We start from the raw sequence: 19,066 nt of genomic DNA on the forward strand, positions 1-19,066 counted from the left end.
CGTCCCCGTTCGGGGAAAACAGAAGGGCCGCGGATCCCGGATGGGGTTCCGCGGCCCTGAAGGCGCCGGCCTGATCGAATCAGGCTGGATCACTCCAGGGTTCTGGCCCACGGAAGGCCCACATCAGGTGGTGCTGCGTCGTCTGCTTCCGGAATCCGGCACCGGCCGCCGCAAAGGCATAGGCATGTGCCTGTGCCACTACCGCTTCCAGTGCCTTGGTCGGTCGCTCATTGCGCTCTCGGACGGGAAGACCCGCGAGAGACAGGGCGGAGGCCGGACGGACGGCACGAATGCCGGACAGACCGGTGCCCTGGATCGAGGCGCCGAGCATGCACGTGGAGACGGTCGAGCGATCGGTCAGTTTGGCCGTGCTGATGGTGCTGGTGTTGATGCTGATCACTGGACTCGCCTCCTCTCGGCGTCTCAAGGACTGGGGTGAACCAGTCCGTTCGGATATGCAAGTACATCACGGAACCCGGGCCTTGGAGAAGGCCGCCGCTTCCGTGCCTAGAACCTATGGGGATTGCCGGGGCATGCGCAAACTATTTTTTCGACGAGTTCGCATCAGCCGTCCTCGCCCTCTCCCCCGGGCTCTTGGCCTGCGCAGATGGCCAGCACATCGGTGCCGTAGCTGCGCAGCTTGCGGCTGAGGACACCGGGGATGCGGGAGAGTTCGGCCGCGCTCTCGGGCCGCGCCTCGGCGATGGCCATGAGGGTCCGGTCGGTGAAGACGCAGAAGTCCGGCTGTCCGCTGCGCTCGGCCTGGACCGCCCGCCACTCACGCAGCCGTTCGTAGAGCCCCTCGTCCATGTCCGAGGGGCAGTCCTCACAGCGCATCAGCTTCATCTCGCCCGCGTCGGTGAGCGTCCGGCCGCAGACCCGGCAGCGGGCCGGGGTGCGCTGGACGCGGCGGGGAGCGACGGAGGTGCCGCCGACGGCGCCGCGCTCGATGCCGGCACCGGTGCCGGTGCCGGCGCGCCCGACGGTGGCGGTGGTGCCGGGGCGCAGTCCGTCGAGGAACCGGCTGGGTCTGCGGTTGGGGCGCCCGCCGGGTGAGCGGGACAGGGACCAGGAGACATGGAGCCGTTCCCGCGCGCGGGTGACGCCGACGTAGAGCAGGCGGCGCTCCTCCTCGATCTGCTCGTCGGTCCGGGCGTAGGTGATGGGCAGCATGCCTTCGGCCACACCGACCAGGAAGACGACGTCCCATTCCAGGCCCTTGGCCGCGTGCAGCGAGGCGAGGGTGACGCCCTGGACGGTGGGGGCGTGCTGGGCGTTGGCCCGCTCGTCGAGTTCCGTCACGAAGTCGGCGAGGGTGGCTGCGGGCCGTGCCGTGGCGAGGTCGTGGGCGAGGTTGACCAGGGCGGCCAGGGATTCCCAGCGCTCTCGTACGGCACCGGAACCGGCGGGAGGCTTGCTCGTCCAGCCCTCGCCGGACAGGACGGCACGCACCTGGGAGGGCAGGTCCACGGCGCCGTCGAGCAGGGAGTCGTTGCCGCCGAAGCGGGCCGCGCCGCGCAGGGCGATGCCGGCCTTGCGGACCTCGTGCCGGTCGAAGAAGCGCTCGGCCCCGCGCAGCTGGTAGGAGACCCCGGCGTCGGCGAGGGCCTGTTCGTACGTCTCGGACTGGGCGTTGGTGCGGAACAGGACGGCGATCTCGGCGGCGGGGACGCCCGCGTCGATCAGCTCGCGGATGCGGCGGGCGGCGCCCTCGGCCTCGGCGGGTTCGTCGGTGTACTCGGTGTGGACGGGCTCGGGGCCGGCGGCGCGCTGGGAGACCAGTTCCAGCCGGTGGTCGGCGGCTCGGCCGCGAGCCTGGGCGAGCAGGCCGTTGGCGAGGCGGACCACCTGGGGGGTGGAGCGGTAGTCGCGGACCAGTTTCACGACGGTGGCGCCGGGGTGCCGGGCGCGGAAGTCGAGAAGGTGGTCGGGCGTTGCGCCCGTGAAGGAGTAGATGGTCTGGCTGGCATCGCCGACGACGCACAGGGTGTCGCGCTCGCCGAGCCACAGCTCCAGCAGCCGCTGCTGCAGGGGGCTGACGTCCTGGTACTCGTCCACGACGAAGTGCTGATACTGGGCGCGGACCTGTTCGGCGATGTCGTGCCGGTCCTGGAGGACGGCGACGGTCAGCAGCAGGACGTCCTCGAAGTCGATCACCGCGCGATCGCGCTTGAGGTCTTCGTAGGCCGCGTAGAGATGGGCGATCTCGGCGGGGTCGCGGGGTGCCTCGCGGCCGGCCTTCGCGGCCGCGTACGGATAATCGGCGGGGACGGTCTGGGTGACCTTGGACCATTCGATCTCCGCGGTGACGTCCCGCAGCTCGCCCCGGTCGAGCCTGGTGCCCAGGGTGGCGGCCGCGTCGGCGACGAGCTGGATCTTGCGGTCGATGAGCCGGGGCATGCCGCCACCGATCGCTTTCGGCCAGAAGTACTGGAGCTGACGCAGGGCTGCGGAGTGGAAGGTGCGGGCCTGGACGCCATGGGCTCCGAGCTGGCGGAGCCGGCCGCGCATCTCTCCGGCGGCGCGGTTGGTGAAGGTGACGGCGAGCACGCTGGAGGGCTGCAGGATGCCGGCGCGCACCCCATAGGCGATGCGGTGGGTGATCGCCCGGGTCTTGCCGGTGCCCGCTCCGGCCAGCACGCACACCGGCCCGTGCAGGGCGGTGGCCACCTCGCGCTGCTCGGGGTCGAGCCCTTCGAGCACCGCGTCGGCCCCGCTCGGCGTCACCCCGTGGGGGGAACCGTCGGTGCTCTGCGGGAAGAGGGGGGAGTGCGTTGCTGGTGTCACACCGCCATGCTGCCAGGTCGCCCGGGGCTGCCGAGTCGGTTGTCCACAGGCAGGCCCCCGCAGTCGTACTAATGCGGCAGGCATCACAGGGCCTGTGGATACCCCGGGCGGGAATGGCGCACCGGTGCGCGTACGTTCTTCCCCCGGACGAACTTTTCCGAGCTGCCTGAGGAGCGCGAGAGACATGCAGGGCACTGTGACGATGTACAGCACGACGTGGTGCGGCTACTGCCGGCGGCTGAAGAGCCAGCTGGACCGGGAGGGCATCGCCTACACCGAGATCAACATCGAGCAGGACCCCGAGTCCGCCGCGTTCGTGGAGAAGGCGAACGGCGGGAACCAGACGGTTCCGACCGTGCGCTTCGCGGACGGCAGCACCCTGACGAACCCGTCGCTGGCCCAGGTGAAGCAGAAGCTGGCCGCGTGACGCCCGCGGGTCTGCGCGGACCACGGCGGGGCGGCCCCTGATGTCTCAGGGGCCGCCCCGCCGTTTCTCGTCCCGCGACTCGTCCCGCTTGTCGTCCCGTTTCCCGTCCCGCCTCTTGTCCCAGACCAGGACGTAGCGCCACAGCAGGCGGCGACGGTAGCGGCAGCCGGGCAGCAGGTGCCGGGCGGCCGCACGGACCTCGCCCCAGGGCATCGGCGAGTCCTCGACGGGCATGCCGGCCGGGCCGCCCTTGCCGCCGCGCAGGCGCGCGTGCAGCTTGCTCGCGGGCAGCCCGCAGCCGCTGATCAGCCAGTCCGTCGGGGTCTGGTTGTGCGCGAGCCCGACGACGACCAGCCTGCCGCCGGGCGCGACCAGGCGGGTCAGGCCGGCGATCGCGTCCTCGAAGCGGGCGTGGTGCACGACGGCGACCGCGCTGACGAAGTCGTATCCGGCTGCCGGCAGCGCGCCGCGGTCGAGGTAGTCGGCCTCGACGAACGTGACGTCGCCGGATCGGTGGGCGCGGGCCTGGCGGATCATCTCCGGTGACCGGTCCACACCCGTCACCCGCTGCACGCGGGCGGCGAGCTTGCGGGCCAGGAGTCCGTCGCCGCAGCCGACGTCCAGGGCCGTGCGGCAGCCGTCGGGGACGGCTGCCAGCACGGCACGGTGGTAGTGGACGTTGTGATTCCAGTACGGATCACCGGCCACCGGTGAGGCCTCAGACGAAGCTGCGCGTCGGCAGGGGCTTGCCGTACCACATCTCGATGAGGCGGGCGGCGATCGAGATGCCGTAGGGCGGCAGGACCTCGCCGGAGTCGAAGGCCTCGTGCAGCTCCTCGCGGGAGAACCAGCGGGCCTCGTGGATCTCGTCCCCGTCGACGTCGATGTCGGTCGACGTGGCGCGGGCCATGAAGCCCAGCATCAGGCTGGACGGGAAGGGCCAGGGCTGGCTCGCCACGTACTCCACGGAGCCGACGACGACGCCGACCTCCTCGGACACCTCACGGCGCACCGCCTGCTCGATCGACTCACCGGGCTCGACGAAACCGGCGAGCGTGGAGAAGCGGCCCTCGGGCCAGTGGACCTGGCGGCCGAGCAGGATGCGGTCGTCCGCGTCGGTGACGGCCATGATCACGGCGGGGTCGGTGCGCGGGTAGTGCTCTCCGCCGCAGGCGGGGCAGCGGCGGATGTGTCCGGCGGCGGCGATCACGGTGCGCTCGCCGCAGCGGGAGCAGAAGCGGTGGGTGCGCTGCCAGTTCTCCAGACCGACCGCGTGCACCATGAGCCCGGCGTCGCGCGGCGACAGCAGCAGGCCGGCCTCCCGCAGCCCGGCCGGGCGTGCGGACTGGTCGATTCGGCCGGGCAGCGAGTCCTTCTGGAGCGCGAAGTAGCTGACGCCCTCGTCGTCGGTGCCGAGGAAGTAGCGGTGCGCCTCGGTGAGCGGCGCCTCGAACGAGGGGGTCATGACGAGTTCGGTGCGGCCGTCGGGCGTCTCGTCGATGAGCACCTGGCCGCCGGAGACCACGAAGCAGCGGGTCGTGGGGTGGCTCCAGGCCGCCGCGAGCCAGGCCTCGTCGAGCCTGTGGTGGGCGGCGCGGTCGATGCCGCTCGGGGCGGTGAGCGAGATGGGTCGATCTGCTGTGTCGTCGGTCCAGGTGGTCACGGGTGCTTCCAACTCCCCCAGGGCAGCGGTTCGTTTCGGCGGGCGGTTCGGCGGGACGTGGGGTGGGCGGGCAGCGGTCTCGGACGGGGTGTGCGGGGCGGTCCCTCCAGTGTGCCCCGCGCACGGTGCCCGTCCGTACGGCGCCGCCCGGTCAGGGCGCTGGGCGCCAGTGCTCGGCCAGGTCGCCCCACAGGTACGCGCTGGTCTCGACGCCCTTGAGGAGGAGGTCCAGCTCGACCTTCTCGTTGGGGGCGTGCCACCCGTCGGAGGGGACGGAGATCCCCAGGAAGAGCACGGGGGCGCCGAGGACTTCCTGGAGGTCGGCGGCGGGTCCGGAGCCGCCCTCGCGGGTGAAGCGGACGGGTGACTGGAAGGCGCGGCCCATGGCGCGGACCACGGACTGCAGGGCGGGGTGGTCGAGCGGGGTCAGGCACGGGCGGGTGGCGGCGCCGAAGACGATCTCGTGCCGGATCCCGGCGGGCAGCTGCTCGCCGGCCCAGGCACGGACGGCCTTCTCGATGTGGTCGGGGTCCTGGCCCGCGACCAGCCGGAAGGACAGTTTCACCACCGCGGACGACGGGATGATCGTCTTGCTTCCGGGGCCCTGGTAGCCGCCGCCGATGCCGTTGACCTCGGCGGTCGGGCGGGCCCAGATGCGCTCCAGGGTGGTGTGCCCGGCCTCGCCATGGGTGGCGTGGGACTTGGCGGTGGTCAGCCAGCGCCGCTCGTCGAAGGGCAGCTCGGCGAACAGCTCGCGCTCGCGGTCGGTGAGCTCGACGATGCCGTCGTAGAAGCCGGGGACCGCCACGCGCGCGTGCTCGTCGTGGAGGGCGGCGACCAGGCGGGCGGCGGCGGTGGCCGGGTTGGGCACGGCGCCGCCGAAGGAGCCGGAGTGGATGTCCTGGTCGGGGCCGTGGAGCCGGATCTCGCACTCGGCGAGTCCGCGCATGCCGGTGCACACGGTCGGGGTGTCCTCGGACCACATGCCGGTGTCGGAGACGATCACGGCGTCGGCTGCGAGCCGTCCCGCGCGCTCCTCCACGAGGGCCCGGAAGTGCGGGGAGCCGGACTCCTCCTCGCCCTCGACGAGCAGCTTCAGGTTGACCGCGGGGGCGGTGCGGCCGGTGGCGGCGAGGTGGGCGCGGACGCCGAGTGTGTGGAAGAACACCTGCCCCTTGTCGTCGGCGGCCCCGCGCGCGTAGAGGCGGTTTCCGCGGACGACCGGCTCGAAGGGGTCGCTGTCCCAGCCGTCCTCGCGGGCGGCGGGCTGCACGTCGTGGTGGCCGTAGACCAGGACGGTGGGTGCCGAGGGGTCGTCGGCGGGCCACTCGGCGAAGACCGCCGGGGCGCCCGGGGTCTGCCAGACCTCGGCGGTCGGGAAGCCGGTCTCCTTGAGAGCGGCGGCGAGCCAGTCGGCGCTGCGTCGTACGTCGGGCGCGTGGTCGGGCTGGGCCGACACGGAGGGGATGCGCAGCCATGCGGCGAGGTCGTCGAGGAAGGCGGCGCGGTGCTGCTCGATGTACGTGCGGACGGCGCTGTCCGGGGTCTGGCTCATGCTCACGAGCCTATCGGCCCGTGCCGACATCCTCGGCGGGCGGTTCGTCACACTCGGCTTGCCCGCTGTGCCGTTTCCGTCCCGTCCGTGAGCAGCCGCTCCAGCGCGGCCCGGTCCGGCAGGCCCGCGGGGCGTACGACCTCGCCGGTGCGCACGTACAGGAACGTGGCCGTGACGGACTCGGGCGGCACGCCCTGCTGCTCGGCCCAGGCCAGCCGGTACACGGCGAGCTGGAGGGGGTCGGCGGTGCGGGTGCGGCTGGTCTTCCAGTCGACGATCTCGTACGTCGCCCCGTCGCCGGCGCCGTCTCGGTATACGGCGTCGATGCGGCCCCGTACGACGCGGCCGGCCAGCGTGAGCTGGAAGGGCGCCTCGACGCGGTACGGGGTGCGCCGGGCGTACTCGGTGCGTTCGAAGGCCTCCTTCAGGGCCTCCAGGTCCTGTTCGTCGGCGATCTCGGCGTCGCTTCCGGGCAGCTCGTCCGGTTCCAGCAGGGGGAGCGTCAGTTCCTCGAAGCGGGCTTCGACCCAGGCGTGGAACCGGGTGCCTCGGCGCGCGGCCGGTTGCGGGGGGCGTGGCATGGGGCGCGCGAGTTCCTGCGCGAGCCCGTCCGGGTCCTGGGCGAGAAGCAGCAGCTGGGAGGCGGTGAGGGTGGCGGGCAGGGGGACGTCGGTGACGGTCCGGCGCGCGCGCAGCAGCTCTCCGGTGAGCGCGTCCAGGTCACGGTCCCAGGAGGCGATGGTGCGGGCTTCCTCGGGTGTGAGGGAACTCTCGGGCGCCGGGGAGCCGGGGGTCCGCGGGGCGCGTGCGCCGGGCGCGGGCGCCTGGTGGGGGACGGTCGGCCGCTCGGTGCTCCAGGAGTGCCATGCGTCGGGAGCGCCGGCGCCGTCGGGTGCGCCCTCGTACGGCTCCTCTTCGTAGGGATCCTCTTCGTAGAGGCCCTCGTACGGCTCCTCTTCGTTCGGCCCCTCGTCGTACGGGTCCGCGCCGTACGGGTCCGCGTCGTACCCGTCCTCGTACGGCGGCGGTGCGGGCCAGTCGGGGTCGTCGAGGGTGTCGGGGTCGTGGGCGGCGGGCGGGCGGCCGGTGTCGCCGGTGGCCAGCGCGTCCAGGTGGGCCAGGACGGTCTCGGCGGCCGCGCGGCGGCGGGCCAGGGCGGCGGCGTCCAGCGGGAGCGGCCACGCCTGGTCGGCGCCGGCCGTGTGCAGGGCCGGGTTCTCCTCGTCCTCGGCGGGCTCGTCCGCCCAGGCCTCGATCTCGCCGTGCCCGGCGGCGCAGTGGTCGTACAGGGCCTGGAGGAAGCCGGAGGGGCCGCGCTTCCTCTTCTGGCTGGGTCCCCACCAGTGGCCGGAGCCGAGCAGCAGGGAACGGGGGCGGGTGAACGTGACGTAGCCGAGGCGGAGTTCCTCGGTGTACTGGTGGTCCTTCATGGCCTCGTGGAAGGCCTTCATACCGCGCGCGTCCCAGCTGTCGACGTCGGGCAGGGTGTCGGTGTCGCCGCGCAGGGCGTGCGGCACGACCTTGGCCTGGGCGGTCCACTTCTCGCGGCCCTGGGCGCTGGGGAAGGTGCCGTCGACCAGCCCGGGGACGGCCACGACGTCCCACTCCAGGCCCTTGGACTTGTGCGCGGTGAGCACCTTGACGGTGTTCTCGCCGCCGGGCAGGGCGTTGTCGAGGCCCTTCTCGTACTGGGCGGCGGTGCGCAGGAAGCCGAGGAAGGCGAGCAGGGTGGCCTCGCCGTCGCTCGCGGCGAAGGAGGCGGCGACGTCCAGGAAGTTGGACAGGGTCTCGCGGCGTCGGGCGGCCAGGGCGTGCGGGGACGCCGACAGCTCCACCTCCAGGCCGGTGACCGTGAGGACGCGGTGCAGGACGTCCATCAGCGGGTCGGCCAGCGAGCGGCGCAGGTCGCGCAGTTCCGCGGCGAGCCGGGCGAAGCGCACGCGCGCGTCCGGGGAGAACGGCAGGCCGTCGTCGACGCCGTCCTCGGGGCCGCCCTCCATGGGGGTTTCGAGGAAGGTGTCGAGGGCGTCGGCGAGCGATATCACCTCGGCCGGGTCGACCCCCTCGACGGCCGCGGCGAGCCGTCGGTCCGGGTCGTCGGTGTCGTCCCCGCGCGCGTGGGCGACGAGCAGTCGGGCGCGCCGGCCGAGCAGGGCGAGGTCGCGGGGGCCGATGCGCCAGCGCGGTCCGGTCAGCAGCCGCACCAGGGAGGCGTTGGCGCCGGGGTCCTGGAGCACCTCGCAGACGGCGACCAGGTCGGCGATCTCCGGCAGGTGCAGCAGTCCGGAGAGGCCGACGACCTCGACGGGGAGGTCGCGGGCCACGAGAGCGCCCTGGATCTCGGCGAAGTCGGTGGCGGTGCGGCACAGGACGGCGATCTCGCCGGGCGCCGTGCCGGTGCGCACGAGGTGGGCGACGGAGTCGGCGATCCAGTCGATCTCCTCGGCGTGGGTGCGCAGCAGGGCGCAGCGGACGGTGCCGTCGCGCTCGGCGCCGGGGGCCGGGCGGAGGGCTTCCACGCCCGCGTGCATGGCGCGCAGGGGCTCGGCGAGGCCGTTGGCGAGGTCGAGGAGGCGGCCGCCGCTGCGGCGGTTCTCGCTGAGCGCCTGCCGGGTGGCGGGGCGGCCGTCGGGGCGCGCGAAGTGCGCGGGGAAGTCGTCCAGGTTGGCCACCGAGGCGCCGCGCCATCCGTAGATGGCCTGGCACGGGTCGCCCACGGCGGTCACCGGGTGGCCGGTGCCGCCGCCGAACAGGCCCGCGAGCAGGACACGCTGGGCCACGGAGGTGTCCTGGTACTCGTCGAGGAGCACCACGCGGAACTCCTCGCGCAGCAGGCGGCCGACCTCGGGGATGCCGGCGAGGCGGGCGGACAGGGCGATCTGGTCGCCGAAGTCGAGCAGGTCGCGCTCGCGCTTGGCGGCCCGGTAGCGCTGGACGAGACCGGCCAGTTCACGGCGGGCGGTGGCCGTGTCGGGGACCTTGCGCAGGTCGGCGTTGGTGAGCTTGGCGGCCTGCAGGGTGTGCAGCAGGTCGGCGTCCCAGGCGCGCAGTTCCTCGGGGTCGACGAGGTGTTCGGCGAGTTCGGAGTCGAGGGCGAGCAGGTCGCTGACGAGGTCGGCGAAGGAGCGGGTCAGCGCCGGGTAGGGTCCCGGCGCCTCGCGCAGCACGCGCGCGGCGACCTGGTAGCGCGTGGCGTCGGCGAGGAGGCGGGAGGTGGGCTCCAGGCCGAGGCGCAGGCCGTGGTCGGTGAGCAGGCGGCCGGCGAAGGCGTGGTAGGTGGAGATCACCGGCTCGCCGGGCGGGTTGTCGGGGTCGATGACCTCCGGGTCGGTGACCCCGGCCTTGATCAGTGCCTTGCGGACGCGTTCGGAAAGCTCGCCCGCGGCCTTGTTGGTGAAGGTCAGGCCGAGGACCTGTTCGGGGGCGACCTGGCCGGTGCCGACGAGCCAGACCACGCGGGCCGCCATCACGGTGGTCTTGCCCGACCCGGCTCCGGCCACGATCACCTGCGGGGCGGGCGGCGCGATGATGCAGGCCGTCTGCTCCGGGGTGAAGGGGATGCCGAGGAGCTCTTTGAGCTGCTCGGGGTCGGTGATACGGGCGGACATGTCGAAAGAGGCTAGCGGCGGGCACTGACAGTCGAGGACGAATCGACCACCCGGGGAAGAAGAAGCGCAGGTCAGCACGTGTGGTGCCGTACGTCACTCCGCCCCCGCGGCGACTCACTCGACCACGTGCCGCCCCTCGGGCCGCGCGCTGCACGAGGCGCGGAAGGCGCAGTGCGTGCAGTGCTGGCCGGTGCTCGGGGTGAACCGCTCGTCGAGGACCTTCCCGGCGGCGGTGGCGAGCAGTTCACCGACCCACTCCCCCGACAGCGCCTCCTGGGTCTGCGCCTTGGGCAGGGTCTCGCCTCCGTCGCGCTTGGCGGCGCCCTGTCTGAGGTGCACCAGCTCGGCGCCGCCGGGTTCGGGGCGCACGCCGTCGAAGGCGGTGTCGACGGCGCCTTCGCGGACGGCGAGCTGGTAGACGGCGAGCTGCGGGTGGCGGGCCACCTCGGCGGCGCTGGGCGCCTGCTTGCCGGTCTTGAAGTCCACGACGTAGGCGCGGCCCTCGCCGTCCGCCTCCACGCGGTCCATCTGGCCGCGGATGCGGACCTGGTAGTCCCCCGCCCCCAGGGTGATGTCGAAGTCCTGCTCGCTGGCCACCGGGGTGCGCCCCGCGCGGTCCAGCACGTGCCAGTTCAGGAAGCGTTCGAGCGCCACGCGCGCGTTGTCCTTCTCCTGCTGCGACTTCCAGGGCGCGTCGAAGGCGAGCGCGTTCCACACCGAGTCCAGGCGTTCCATGAGGACGTCCAGGTCGGCCGGGGTGCGGCCGGAGGCGACCTCGTCGGCGAGGACGTGGACGACGTTGCCGAAGCCCTGCGCCGCGGTGGCGGGGGCGTCGGCCTTCACCTCGCGGCCCAGGAACCACTGCAGCGCACACGTGTTGGCGAGCTGGTCGAGGGCGCTGCCGGAGAGCACCACGGGCTGGTCCCGGTGGCGCAGCGGCACCTTGCTCTCGGTGGGGTCGAACATGCCCCACCAGCGGTAGGGGTGCGCGGAGGGCACCAGCGGGCGGCCGTCCTCGTCGGCGAGCGCGGCGAGCCGGGCCAGCCGGCGGGCGGCGGCCCGGCGCAGCGCGGCGGACGCGCGCGGGTCGACCGTGGTGGCGCGCAGCTCGGCGACGAGCGCGGCCACGGCCAGCGGGCGCCGGGGGCGGCCGGTGACGTCCTTCGGCTCGGCACCCAGCTCGGCCAGGAACCGGGAGGGCTGGTCACCGTCGTCGGCGGGAGCCTTCACCGCGGTGACGACGAGGCGTTCCCGCGCGCGCGTGGCGGCGACGTAGAACAGCCGGCGCTCCTCGGCGAGCAGCGCGCCCGGGGTGAGCGGTTCGGCGAGTCCGTCGCGGCCGATGCGGTCGGCCTCCAGCAGGGAGCCGCGGCGACGCAGGTCGGGCCAGAGTCCCTCCTGGACACCGGCGACGACGACGAGCCGCCACTCCAGCCCCTTGGAGCGGTGCGCGGTCATCAGGCGTACGGCGTCGGGGCGTACCGCACGTCGCGTGAGGGTGTCGGCGGCGATGTCCTGGGCCTCGATCTCCTCCAGGAAGTTCAGGGCGCCCCGGCCCCCGATGCGCTCCTCCGCGCGCGCGGCGGTGGCGAACAGCGCGCACACGGCGTCCAGGTCGCGGTCGGCGTTGCGGCCGGCCGCGCCGCCGCGCCGGGCGGCCCGCTCCAGGCGCGTGGGCCACGGTGTGCCCTCCCACAGGTCCCACAGCGCCTCCTCGGCCGTACCGCCGCTCGCGAGGCGCTCGCGGGCCGTGCGGAGCAGCGCGCCGAGGCGCTGCGCGCCACGGGCGTACGCCGGGTCGTGCACGGCGAGGCGCTCGGGTTCGGCGAGAGCCCGCGCGAGCAGCTCGTCGGACGGGGGCGGCACCGGGTTCCCTGCCGCCCGCTCCTCCTCTCGCAGGGCCCGCCCGAGACGGCGCAGGTCTGCGGTGTCCATGCCGGCCAGGGGGGAGGCCAGGAGGGTGAGGGCGGTCTCGGTGTCGAGCCAGGAGGTGTCCGGGGCTCGCTCGGCGGCGCCCGCGGCGGGGGTGTCCTCCGGGGCCGGTTCCGCTGTCTCCGCGGCCGGTTCGGCTGTCTCCGCGGCCTGTTCGGCTGTCTCCGCGGCCTGTTCAGCTTCTTCCGGAGCCGGTTCGGCTTCCTCCGGGGCCGGTTCCGCAGCGTCTTCGGCGGCGGTCTCGGCGGCGGTTTCGTCCGGGGCCGCTTCCGCCTCGGCCGTGAACGCGGCGGGCTCCTCCCCGCGCCCCCGTGCCTCGGCCGTGGCCACCGCGCGCAGGGCGGTCAGCAGGGGGGCGACGGCCGGCTCGTGGCGCAGGGGCAGGTCGTCACCGTCGATGTCCAGCGGGACACCGGCCGCGGTGAGGGCACGGCGGACCGACGGGAGGCTGCGGGATCCGGCGCGGACCAGGACGGCCATGTCGCTCCAGGCGACGCCGTCCTCCAGGTGCGCGCGGCGCAGGATGTCCGCGATGTTGTCCAGTTCCGTCCCGGAGGTCGGGTAGGTGTAGGCCTCTACGCGGCCGCCGTCCCGGACGGCGGCCGGCTCGCGGTGGGCGCGGACCTTGTCGGCGGGCAGCCGGGGCATCGGCATGCGCTGGGTGATCAGGCGGGTCGCGGCGAGCAGGGCGGCGCCGGAACGGCGGGAGGTGCGCAGCACCTCGACGGGTGCGGGACGGCCGTCCACGCGCGGGAAGGCCACCGGGAAATCGAGGATGCCGTTCACGTCGGCACCCCGGAAGGTGTAGATCGACTGATCGGGGTCACCGAAGGCGACCAGGGTGCGGCCACCGCCGGCCAGGGCGTGCAGCAGTCGTACCTGGGCGGGGTCGGTGTCCTGGTACTCGTCGACGTACACGGCGTCGTACCGGGCGGCGAGCTGCACGGCGACGTCGGGGCGGTGGGCGAGCAGGACCGCGCGGTGGACCAGTTCGGCGTAGTCGATCACGCCCTGCAGGTCGAGGACGTCGAGGTACTCGGCGAGGAAGGCGGCGGCGGCCCGCCAGTCCGGGCGGCCGATGCGGCGGGCGAAGGCGTCCAGGGCGTCCGGGCCGAGCCCCAGCTCGCGGCTGCGCGCGAGGACGGCGCGGACCTCGTCGGCGAAGCCGCGCGTGGTCAGGCAGGCGCGCAGTTCGTCCGGCCAGCGCACGTGCGTCAGGCCGAGCCGCTGCAGTTCCGGCTGGCCGGCCAGCAGCTCGCGGACGGTGACGTCCTGCTCGGGGCCGGAGAGGAGACGCAGCGGCTCGGCGAACAGGCTGCTGTCCTGGTGGGCGCGGACCAGGGCGTAGCCGTACGAGTGGAACGTGGTCGCGCGGGGCGCGCGGGCGGCGCCGATGCGCCGGGCCATGCGGTCGCGCAGGTCGACGGCGGCCTTGCGGCTGAACGTCAGCACCAGGATGCGCTCGGGGTCGGCGCCCCGGGCGATCCGGGCGGCCACCGACTCGACCAGGGTGGTGGTCTTGCCGGTGCCGGGACCGGCGAGGACGAGCAGGGGGCCGCTCGTGTGGTCAACCACGGCACGCTGCGCCGCGTCCAGACGAGGGGGGTCCACGGCGGCCGGCGGGGTACGGACCAGTCGGTAAGCGCCACGGCTCCCCTGCCGCACGGGGTGCGGCAGGCGCCTGGTGGAGGAAGAGGAGCTCACGTGGTCGGCCGGTCCTGGTGGTTGTGCTGGTGGGCGGGCGGTCACGCGTGCGAGGCGGTGACCGCGGGGTGAGGTGGACACGCGCAGCCGACGCTACGCCGCCGCTCCGGACGGAAGCAGGGCTTCCGCTTCTTCCCTCGCGGCGCTCGCGTCACGCGTGCCCCACACCCCACGAACGTACGGCATGCCACGGACGTCCCCCATGTCCCTCGTACGGGCCACAGGTGCCCCCCGGCGGCATCCGATGGCGGAAGCTGTCAGGTGTGACCCCTCGCGTCCGCCCCGCCGTCCCAGCGGGCCCGCCGCATGTCGAGCCGTGGCAGGTGGCCCTCGGCGCTCCTGCCCGCCTCCTTCAGCGGTGTGCCCTCCGCGCGGTAGTGGGCGAGCGCACGCAGCTCGTGCCCGGGCAGCAGGGCCCCGTCCGCGCGGACGACACGCCACCACGGGACCGCGCCTCCGTACAGGGCCATCACCCTGCCGACCTGGCGCGGTCCGCCCTCCTCGAGCCACTCGGCGACATCGCCGTACGTCATGACCCGCCCCGGCGGAATGCTCTCGGCGGTCTCGAGGACCCGCTCGGCATACTCCGGCAGTGCGTCCGCGCGCTCCTCACGGGTGTTCTCGGCACGGCTCCGCTCGCTCATTCACCCCATCCTGCCGCACCCCGCCGACAACGCGGCGTGCGCTGCGAGGAACGCTCCTCTCGCACCCGGGCGGTGCTTCCGGCAGACTGTGCGCCCGCGCATTCACACCCTGATGGCCGCGTGTGCCGGTGGGGCATGCCACCATCGTGCGGGCGGTGACTGGTGATACGAGACCAAGAAGAGACCATGAAGCAGCAGGGCGTGCACCCCGACGACGCGGCGGGCACCCCTGACGCCGCCGCACGCCCCGGCGCCTCCCCGGCGGGCCAGAGCGGCCGCGACGCGCACCGGGAGGACACCGGTCCACGCGGGGACGGCGCCGCGGCGGAAGACACCGGTCCGGGTACGGACGACGTCTCCCGCGCGCGTGAGAACGACAGCGACGAGACCGAGGGGGCGCACATTTCCGAGAGCACGCCCTCCGGCCACCACCCGGGTGACGATCCCCACGCCGACGAGGTGGAGGGCGACGAACCGCTGCTCCCCGCGCGCGTGCACCGCCCCTCCGATCTCATGCGGCTCCTGGTGGGCGTCCTCGCGATCATCGTCCTGCTGGCGATCGCCGCGTTCGCGCACGGCACCACCTCAGGCCTCGAACAGGACATCAACAAGGGCACCGGTCAGGCCCCCGACCTGCTCATCAAGATCGCGGGCCTGGCGTCCAGCATCGCGATCCTCCTCGTGCCGGTCGCCTTCGCCATCGAACGGCTGATCAAACGGGACGGGCTGCGGATCGCCGACGGCGTCCTCGCGGCCGTCCTCGCCCACGGAGTGACCCTCGCCACGGATTTGTGGGTCGCCCGGGCCGCCCCCGGCTCGATCCAGGAGGCGCTCACCCAGCCGTCGCCCGGCGACATCCACGCGCTCACCGACCCGGTGCACGGCTATCTGGCGCCCGTGATCGCGTACATGACGGCCGTCGGCATGTCCCGCAGACCCCGGTGGCGCGCGGTGCTGTGGATCGTGCTGCTGCTCGACGCGTTCTCGATGCTGGTCACCGGCTACACGACACCCTTCTCGATCATCCTGACGGTGCTGATCGGCTGGACCATCGCCTACGGCACCCTGTACGCGGTCGGCTCGCCGAACGTCCGCCCGACCGGGCAGACCCTGATGGCGGGCCTGAGACACGTCGGCTTCCGCCCCGTCAGCGCGGCCCGCGAGGAGGTCGTCGAGACGGAGAGCGGCGACCGCGGCCGCCGCTACTTCGTCACCCTGGAGGACGGCCCGCCGCTGGACGTCACGGTCGTCGACCGGGAACAGCAGGCCCAGGGCTTCTTCTACCGTGCGTGGCGCAATCTGACCCTGCGCGGCTTCGCCACCCGCTCCAGCCTCCAGTCACTGCGCCAGGCGCTGGAGCAGGAGGCACTGCTGGCGTACGCGGCGATCGCGGCGGGCGCCAACGCGCCGAAGCTGATCGCCACCTCCGAGCTGGGTCCCGACGCCGTGATGCTCGTCTACGAGCACACCGGCGGACGCACGCTGGACTCGCTGGCCGACGACGAGATCACCGACGAACTGCTGCGCCACACATGGCAGCAGGTGCAGGCGCTGCAGTCGCGCCGCATCGCCCACCGCAGGCTCGCCGGGGACGCCATCCTGGTGGATCGTTCCGGCAGGGTGATCCTCACCGAGCTGCGCGGCGGCGAGATCGCGGCCGGTGATCTGCTCCTGCGCATGGACGTGGCGCAGCTGGTCACCACGCTCGGTCTGCGGGTGGGTGCCGAGCGGGCGGTGGTGTCGGCGGTCGGCGTGCTCGGCCCCGACGCGGTCGCCGACTGTCTGCCGATGCTGCAGCCGATCGCGCTGACGCGCTCCACGCGCGCGACGCTGCGCCGGCTGGCCCGGGAGCGCGCCCAGCGCGAACGCGAAGCCGTCCTGGAGGCGTCCCGGCAGGCCAAGCAGGCGCGCCTGGAGGAGGAGTCCGAGACGAGCGGGGCCGCCGTCGACAAGCCCGACAAGAAGACGGTCCGCGCCGAGCAGCGCGCGGAGCGGCGGGCCATCGACGAAGCCCTCGACGAGGCCCGCGAGGAGGACCTGCTCAGCCAGATCCGGCACGAGGTGCTGCTGATCAGGCCGCAGGCCCCCGTGGAGCCGGCCCGGCTGGAGCGGGTGCGGCCGCGCACGCTCATCAGCTTCATCGCGGGCGCGATCGGCGCGTACTACCTGCTGACGCAGCTCACCCACATCGAGTTCGGCACGCTGTTCTCCCAGGCCCAGTGGGGCTGGGTGGTCGCCGCGGTGGCGTTCTCCGCGCTCAGCTATGTCGCCGCGGCGATGGCACTGCTGGGATTCGTGCCGGAGCGGGTGCCGTTCCTGAGGACGGTGGCGGCCCAGGTCGCCGGGTCGTTCGTGAAGATCGTGGCGCCCGCCGCGGTCGGCGGTGTCGCCCTCAACACGCGCTTTCTGCAGCGCGCCGGTGTGCGTGCGGGGCTCGCGGTGGCGAGCGTCGGGGCGTCGCAGCTGTTCGGACTCGGCTGCCACATTCTGATGCTGCTGTCCTTCGGCTATCTGACCGGCACCGAGAAGACCCCGTCGCTGTCGCCGTCCCGGACGGTCATCGCCGGTCTGCTGACCGTGGCGGTGCTGGTGCTGGTGGTGACCTCCGTGCCGTTCATGCGGAAATTCGTCGTCACGCGCGTGCGGTCGCTGTTCGCCGGTGTCGTCCCGCGCATGCTCGACGTGCTGCAGCGGCCGCAGAAGCTCGTCACCGGCATCGGCGGCATGCTGCTGCTGACGGCCTGCTTCGTGATGTGCCTGGACGCCTCTGTGCGCGCGTTCGGCGACGGCTCGACCTCGCTGAGCATCGCCAGCGTCGCCGTCGTCTTCCTCGCCGGCAACGCTCTCGGCTCCGCGGCACCGACCCCGGGCGGCGTGGGCGCGGTGGAGGCGAGCCTGACGCTCGGCCTGATCGCCTTCGGCCTGCCCAAGGAGGTCGCCGCTCCGGCCGTGCTGCTGTTCCGGCTGCTGACCCTGTGGCTTCCCGTGCTGCCGGGCTGGCTGGCCTTCAACCAGCTCACCCGCAAGGGAGCCCTGTAGGACCACGCGCGCGTGGGCGCCCCGGTCGTACCTCGTACGGCCCGCGCCCGGCGCGCGCAGCGGCGAATGCGCCCCCAGGATGGGACCATGGCGAACCCGATCCGGCTGCGCACTGCCGCCCTGACCACCGCAGCCGTGCTGGTCTCCGCCCTGCTGGCAGGATGCGGCGACGACGGCACCAAGAGCGGGGACCTCACGGCGCAGAAGCTGGACTGGCAGGACTGCCCGGCGCCGTCCGAGGCGGAGGGCGGCGGCAGCGCCCCGTCCCCGCTGCCGAGCGGCACCCAGTGGCAGTGCGCCACCATGCAGGCGCCCCTGGACTGGAGCAGGCCGAAGGGCGACACGATCGGCATCGCCCTGATCCGCGCCAAGGCCAGCGGCCCCGCGAGCAAGCGGATCGGCTCGCTCGTGTTCAACTTCGGCGGCCCCGGCGGCAGCGGCGTCACCACGCTGCCCGCGTTCGGCGACGACTACGCCGCCCTGCGCACCCGCTACGACCTGGTCAGCTTCGACCCGCGCGGGGTCGGCAGCAGCGCGCCGGTGGAGTGCGAGAGCGACGGTCAGCTGGACGACTACTTCCAGCAGGACGCGACTCCCGACGACAGCGCCGAACGCACCCAACTGCTGAACCGCACCAAGCAGTTCAACGCGGCCTGCGAGAAGAACTCCAAGAAGATCCTGCCGCAGGTGCGCACCACGGACGCGGCCCGCGACATGGACCTGATGCGCCAGGCCCTCGGCGACGCCAAACTGCACTACTTCGGCATCTCCTACGGCACCGAGCTCGGCGGCGTCTACGCCCACCTGTTCCCCAAGAACGTCGGCCGGGCCGTGCTCGACGCCGTCGTCGACCCCACACAGGACCCCGAGCAGGGCGCGCTCGGCCAGGCCAGGGGCTTCCAGCTCGCGCTGGACAACTTCGCCGAGGACTGCACGTCGAAGAAGACACCGTGCCCGATCGGGGACACCCCGCAGGACGTCAAGAACCGCATCGCGAAGCTGCTGGGCGACCTGGAGAAGAAGCCGATCCCCGGCATCTTCCCGCGCCAGCTCACCCAGACCGCCGCGACCAACGGCATCGCGCAGTCCCTGTACTCCAAGGACTTCTGGGAGTACCTCACCGAGGGCCTGGAGCAGGCGTACGACGGCGACGGCAAGATCCTCATGATGCTGTCCGACTCGATGAACGGCCGCAACGAGGACGGCGAGTACAGCAACCTCACCGCCGCCAACATCGCCATCAACTGCGCCGACGAGAAGCCGCGGTACACCGCGGACTACGTTCAGCAGAAGCTGCCCGAGTTCCGGGCCGCCTCCCCGCTGTTCGGGGACTACCTGGCCTGGGGCATGGTCAGCTGCACCGACTGGGCCGTGCCGGGCGCGGCCGACCATCCCGACGTCAGCGCGCCGGGTTCGGCGCCCATCCTCGTCGTCGGCAACACCGGCGATCCGGCCACCCCGTACGAGGGGGCGAAGAAGATGGTGGACGCGCTCGGCAAGGGCGTCGCCGTCGAGCTGACGTACAAGGGGCAGGGGCACGGCGCGTACGACAGCAAGAACCGGTGCGTGCAGAGGGTGGTGAACGGCTACCTGCTGGACGGTAAGCAGCCGAAGGCCGGCACGGTCTGTTCCTGACACCACGACGCCTCGGCAAATCCGCAGGTCAGAAGGTTATCCACAGGCCGCCACGCGATCGACGCGCTGTGC

General features: G+C 73.2%; 11 protein-coding genes. 3 read left to right on the top strand and 8 right to left on the bottom strand.

The genetic code is table 11. The features are described 5' to 3' along the window. Positions 1-79: 79 nt before the first annotated feature. Both AB0N17_RS36435 and AB0N17_RS36440 read right to left on the bottom strand, forming a co-directional pair. Entirely contained in the window at positions 80-400 is a 321-nt protein-coding gene (locus AB0N17_RS36435; RefSeq protein ID WP_366015916.1) for a hypothetical protein, read from the bottom strand. 164 nt (positions 401-564) lie between these two features. Next, positions 565-2,871, bottom strand: a complete 2,307-nt coding sequence (locus AB0N17_RS36440) for an ATP-dependent DNA helicase UvrD2 (RefSeq protein ID WP_366015917.1) — start codon at positions 2,869-2,871, stop codon at positions 565-567. Between the two features lie 100 nt (positions 2,872-2,971). Between AB0N17_RS36440 and AB0N17_RS36445 the strand changes: the two genes are divergently transcribed. Beyond that, the gene (locus AB0N17_RS36445) at positions 2,972-3,214 is read left to right on the top strand and encodes a mycoredoxin (RefSeq protein ID WP_061924256.1); all 243 of its coding nucleotides are present in this window, start codon (positions 2,972-2,974) and stop codon (positions 3,212-3,214) included. Between the two features lie 45 nt (positions 3,215-3,259). On the opposite strand, the gene AB0N17_RS36450 is transcribed toward AB0N17_RS36445, so the two are convergent. From AB0N17_RS36450 to AB0N17_RS36475, 6 genes are all read right to left on the bottom strand, one after another. Beyond that, the gene (locus AB0N17_RS36450; protein WP_366015918.1) at positions 3,260-3,922 is read right to left on the bottom strand and encodes a class I SAM-dependent methyltransferase; all 663 of its coding nucleotides are present in this window, start codon (positions 3,920-3,922) and stop codon (positions 3,260-3,262) included. A gap of 10 nt (positions 3,923-3,932) precedes the next feature. Next, positions 3,933-4,877, bottom strand: a complete 945-nt coding sequence (gene nudC / locus AB0N17_RS36455; protein ID WP_366015919.1) for an NAD(+) diphosphatase — start codon at positions 4,875-4,877, stop codon at positions 3,933-3,935. 151 nt (positions 4,878-5,028) lie between these two features. Next, entirely contained in the window at positions 5,029-6,432 is a 1,404-nt protein-coding gene (locus AB0N17_RS36460) for a dipeptidase (protein ID WP_366015920.1), read from the bottom strand. 47 nt (positions 6,433-6,479) lie between these two features. Further along, a complete protein-coding gene (locus AB0N17_RS36465; protein ID WP_366015921.1) occupies positions 6,480-10,040 on the bottom strand; it encodes a UvrD-helicase domain-containing protein in 3,561 nt (1,186 codons plus the stop codon). A gap of 114 nt (positions 10,041-10,154) precedes the next feature. Further along, on the bottom strand, positions 10,155-13,676 hold the full coding sequence (locus AB0N17_RS36470; RefSeq protein WP_366015923.1) for an ATP-dependent DNA helicase: 3,522 nt from the start codon (positions 13,674-13,676) through the stop codon (positions 10,155-10,157). Positions 13,677-13,933: 257 nt separating this feature from the next. Next, complete coding sequence (locus tag AB0N17_RS36475) at positions 13,934-14,320, bottom strand: MGMT family protein (RefSeq protein ID WP_366015924.1); 387 nt, start codon at positions 14,318-14,320, stop codon at positions 13,934-13,936. A gap of 186 nt (positions 14,321-14,506) precedes the next feature. Between AB0N17_RS36475 and AB0N17_RS36480 the strand changes: the two genes are divergently transcribed. Together AB0N17_RS36480 and AB0N17_RS36485 are read left to right on the top strand one after the other, a co-directional pair. Beyond that, complete coding sequence (locus AB0N17_RS36480; protein ID WP_366015925.1) at positions 14,507-17,359, top strand: lysylphosphatidylglycerol synthase domain-containing protein; 2,853 nt, start codon at positions 14,507-14,509, stop codon at positions 17,357-17,359. A gap of 87 nt (positions 17,360-17,446) precedes the next feature. Beyond that, positions 17,447-18,994, top strand: coding sequence for an alpha/beta hydrolase (locus AB0N17_RS36485; RefSeq protein WP_366015926.1), 1,548 nt, complete (start codon positions 17,447-17,449; stop codon positions 18,992-18,994). Positions 18,995-19,066 lie beyond the last annotated feature (72 nt).

Source organism: Streptomyces sp. NPDC051133 (assembly GCF_040682635.1).
In the GTDB taxonomy this organism is placed as follows: Bacteria; Actinomycetota; Actinomycetes; order Streptomycetales; family Streptomycetaceae; genus Streptomyces.

Bases quoted from the DNA above. Each gene is read 5' to 3' on its own strand.
- AB0N17_RS36445 (WP_061924256.1), top strand. From the start codon at position 2,972: ATGCAGGGCACTGTGACGATGTACAGCACGACGTGGTGCGGCTACTGC.
- AB0N17_RS36465 (WP_366015921.1), bottom strand. From the start codon at position 10,040: ATGTCCGCCCGTATCACCGACCCCGAGCAGCTCAAAGAGCTCCTCGGC.
- AB0N17_RS36475 (WP_366015924.1), bottom strand. From the start codon at position 14,320: ATGAGCGAGCGGAGCCGTGCCGAGAACACCCGTGAGGAGCGCGCGGAC.
- AB0N17_RS36440 (WP_366015917.1), bottom strand. From the start codon at position 2,871: ATGCCTGCCGCATTAGTACGACTGCGGGGGCCTGCCTGTGGACAACCG.
- AB0N17_RS36485 (WP_366015926.1), top strand. From the start codon at position 17,447: ATGGCGAACCCGATCCGGCTGCGCACTGCCGCCCTGACCACCGCAGCC.
- AB0N17_RS36460 (WP_366015920.1), bottom strand. From the start codon at position 6,432: ATGAGCCAGACCCCGGACAGCGCCGTCCGCACGTACATCGAGCAGCAC.
- AB0N17_RS36480 (WP_366015925.1), top strand. From the start codon at position 14,507: ATGAAGCAGCAGGGCGTGCACCCCGACGACGCGGCGGGCACCCCTGAC.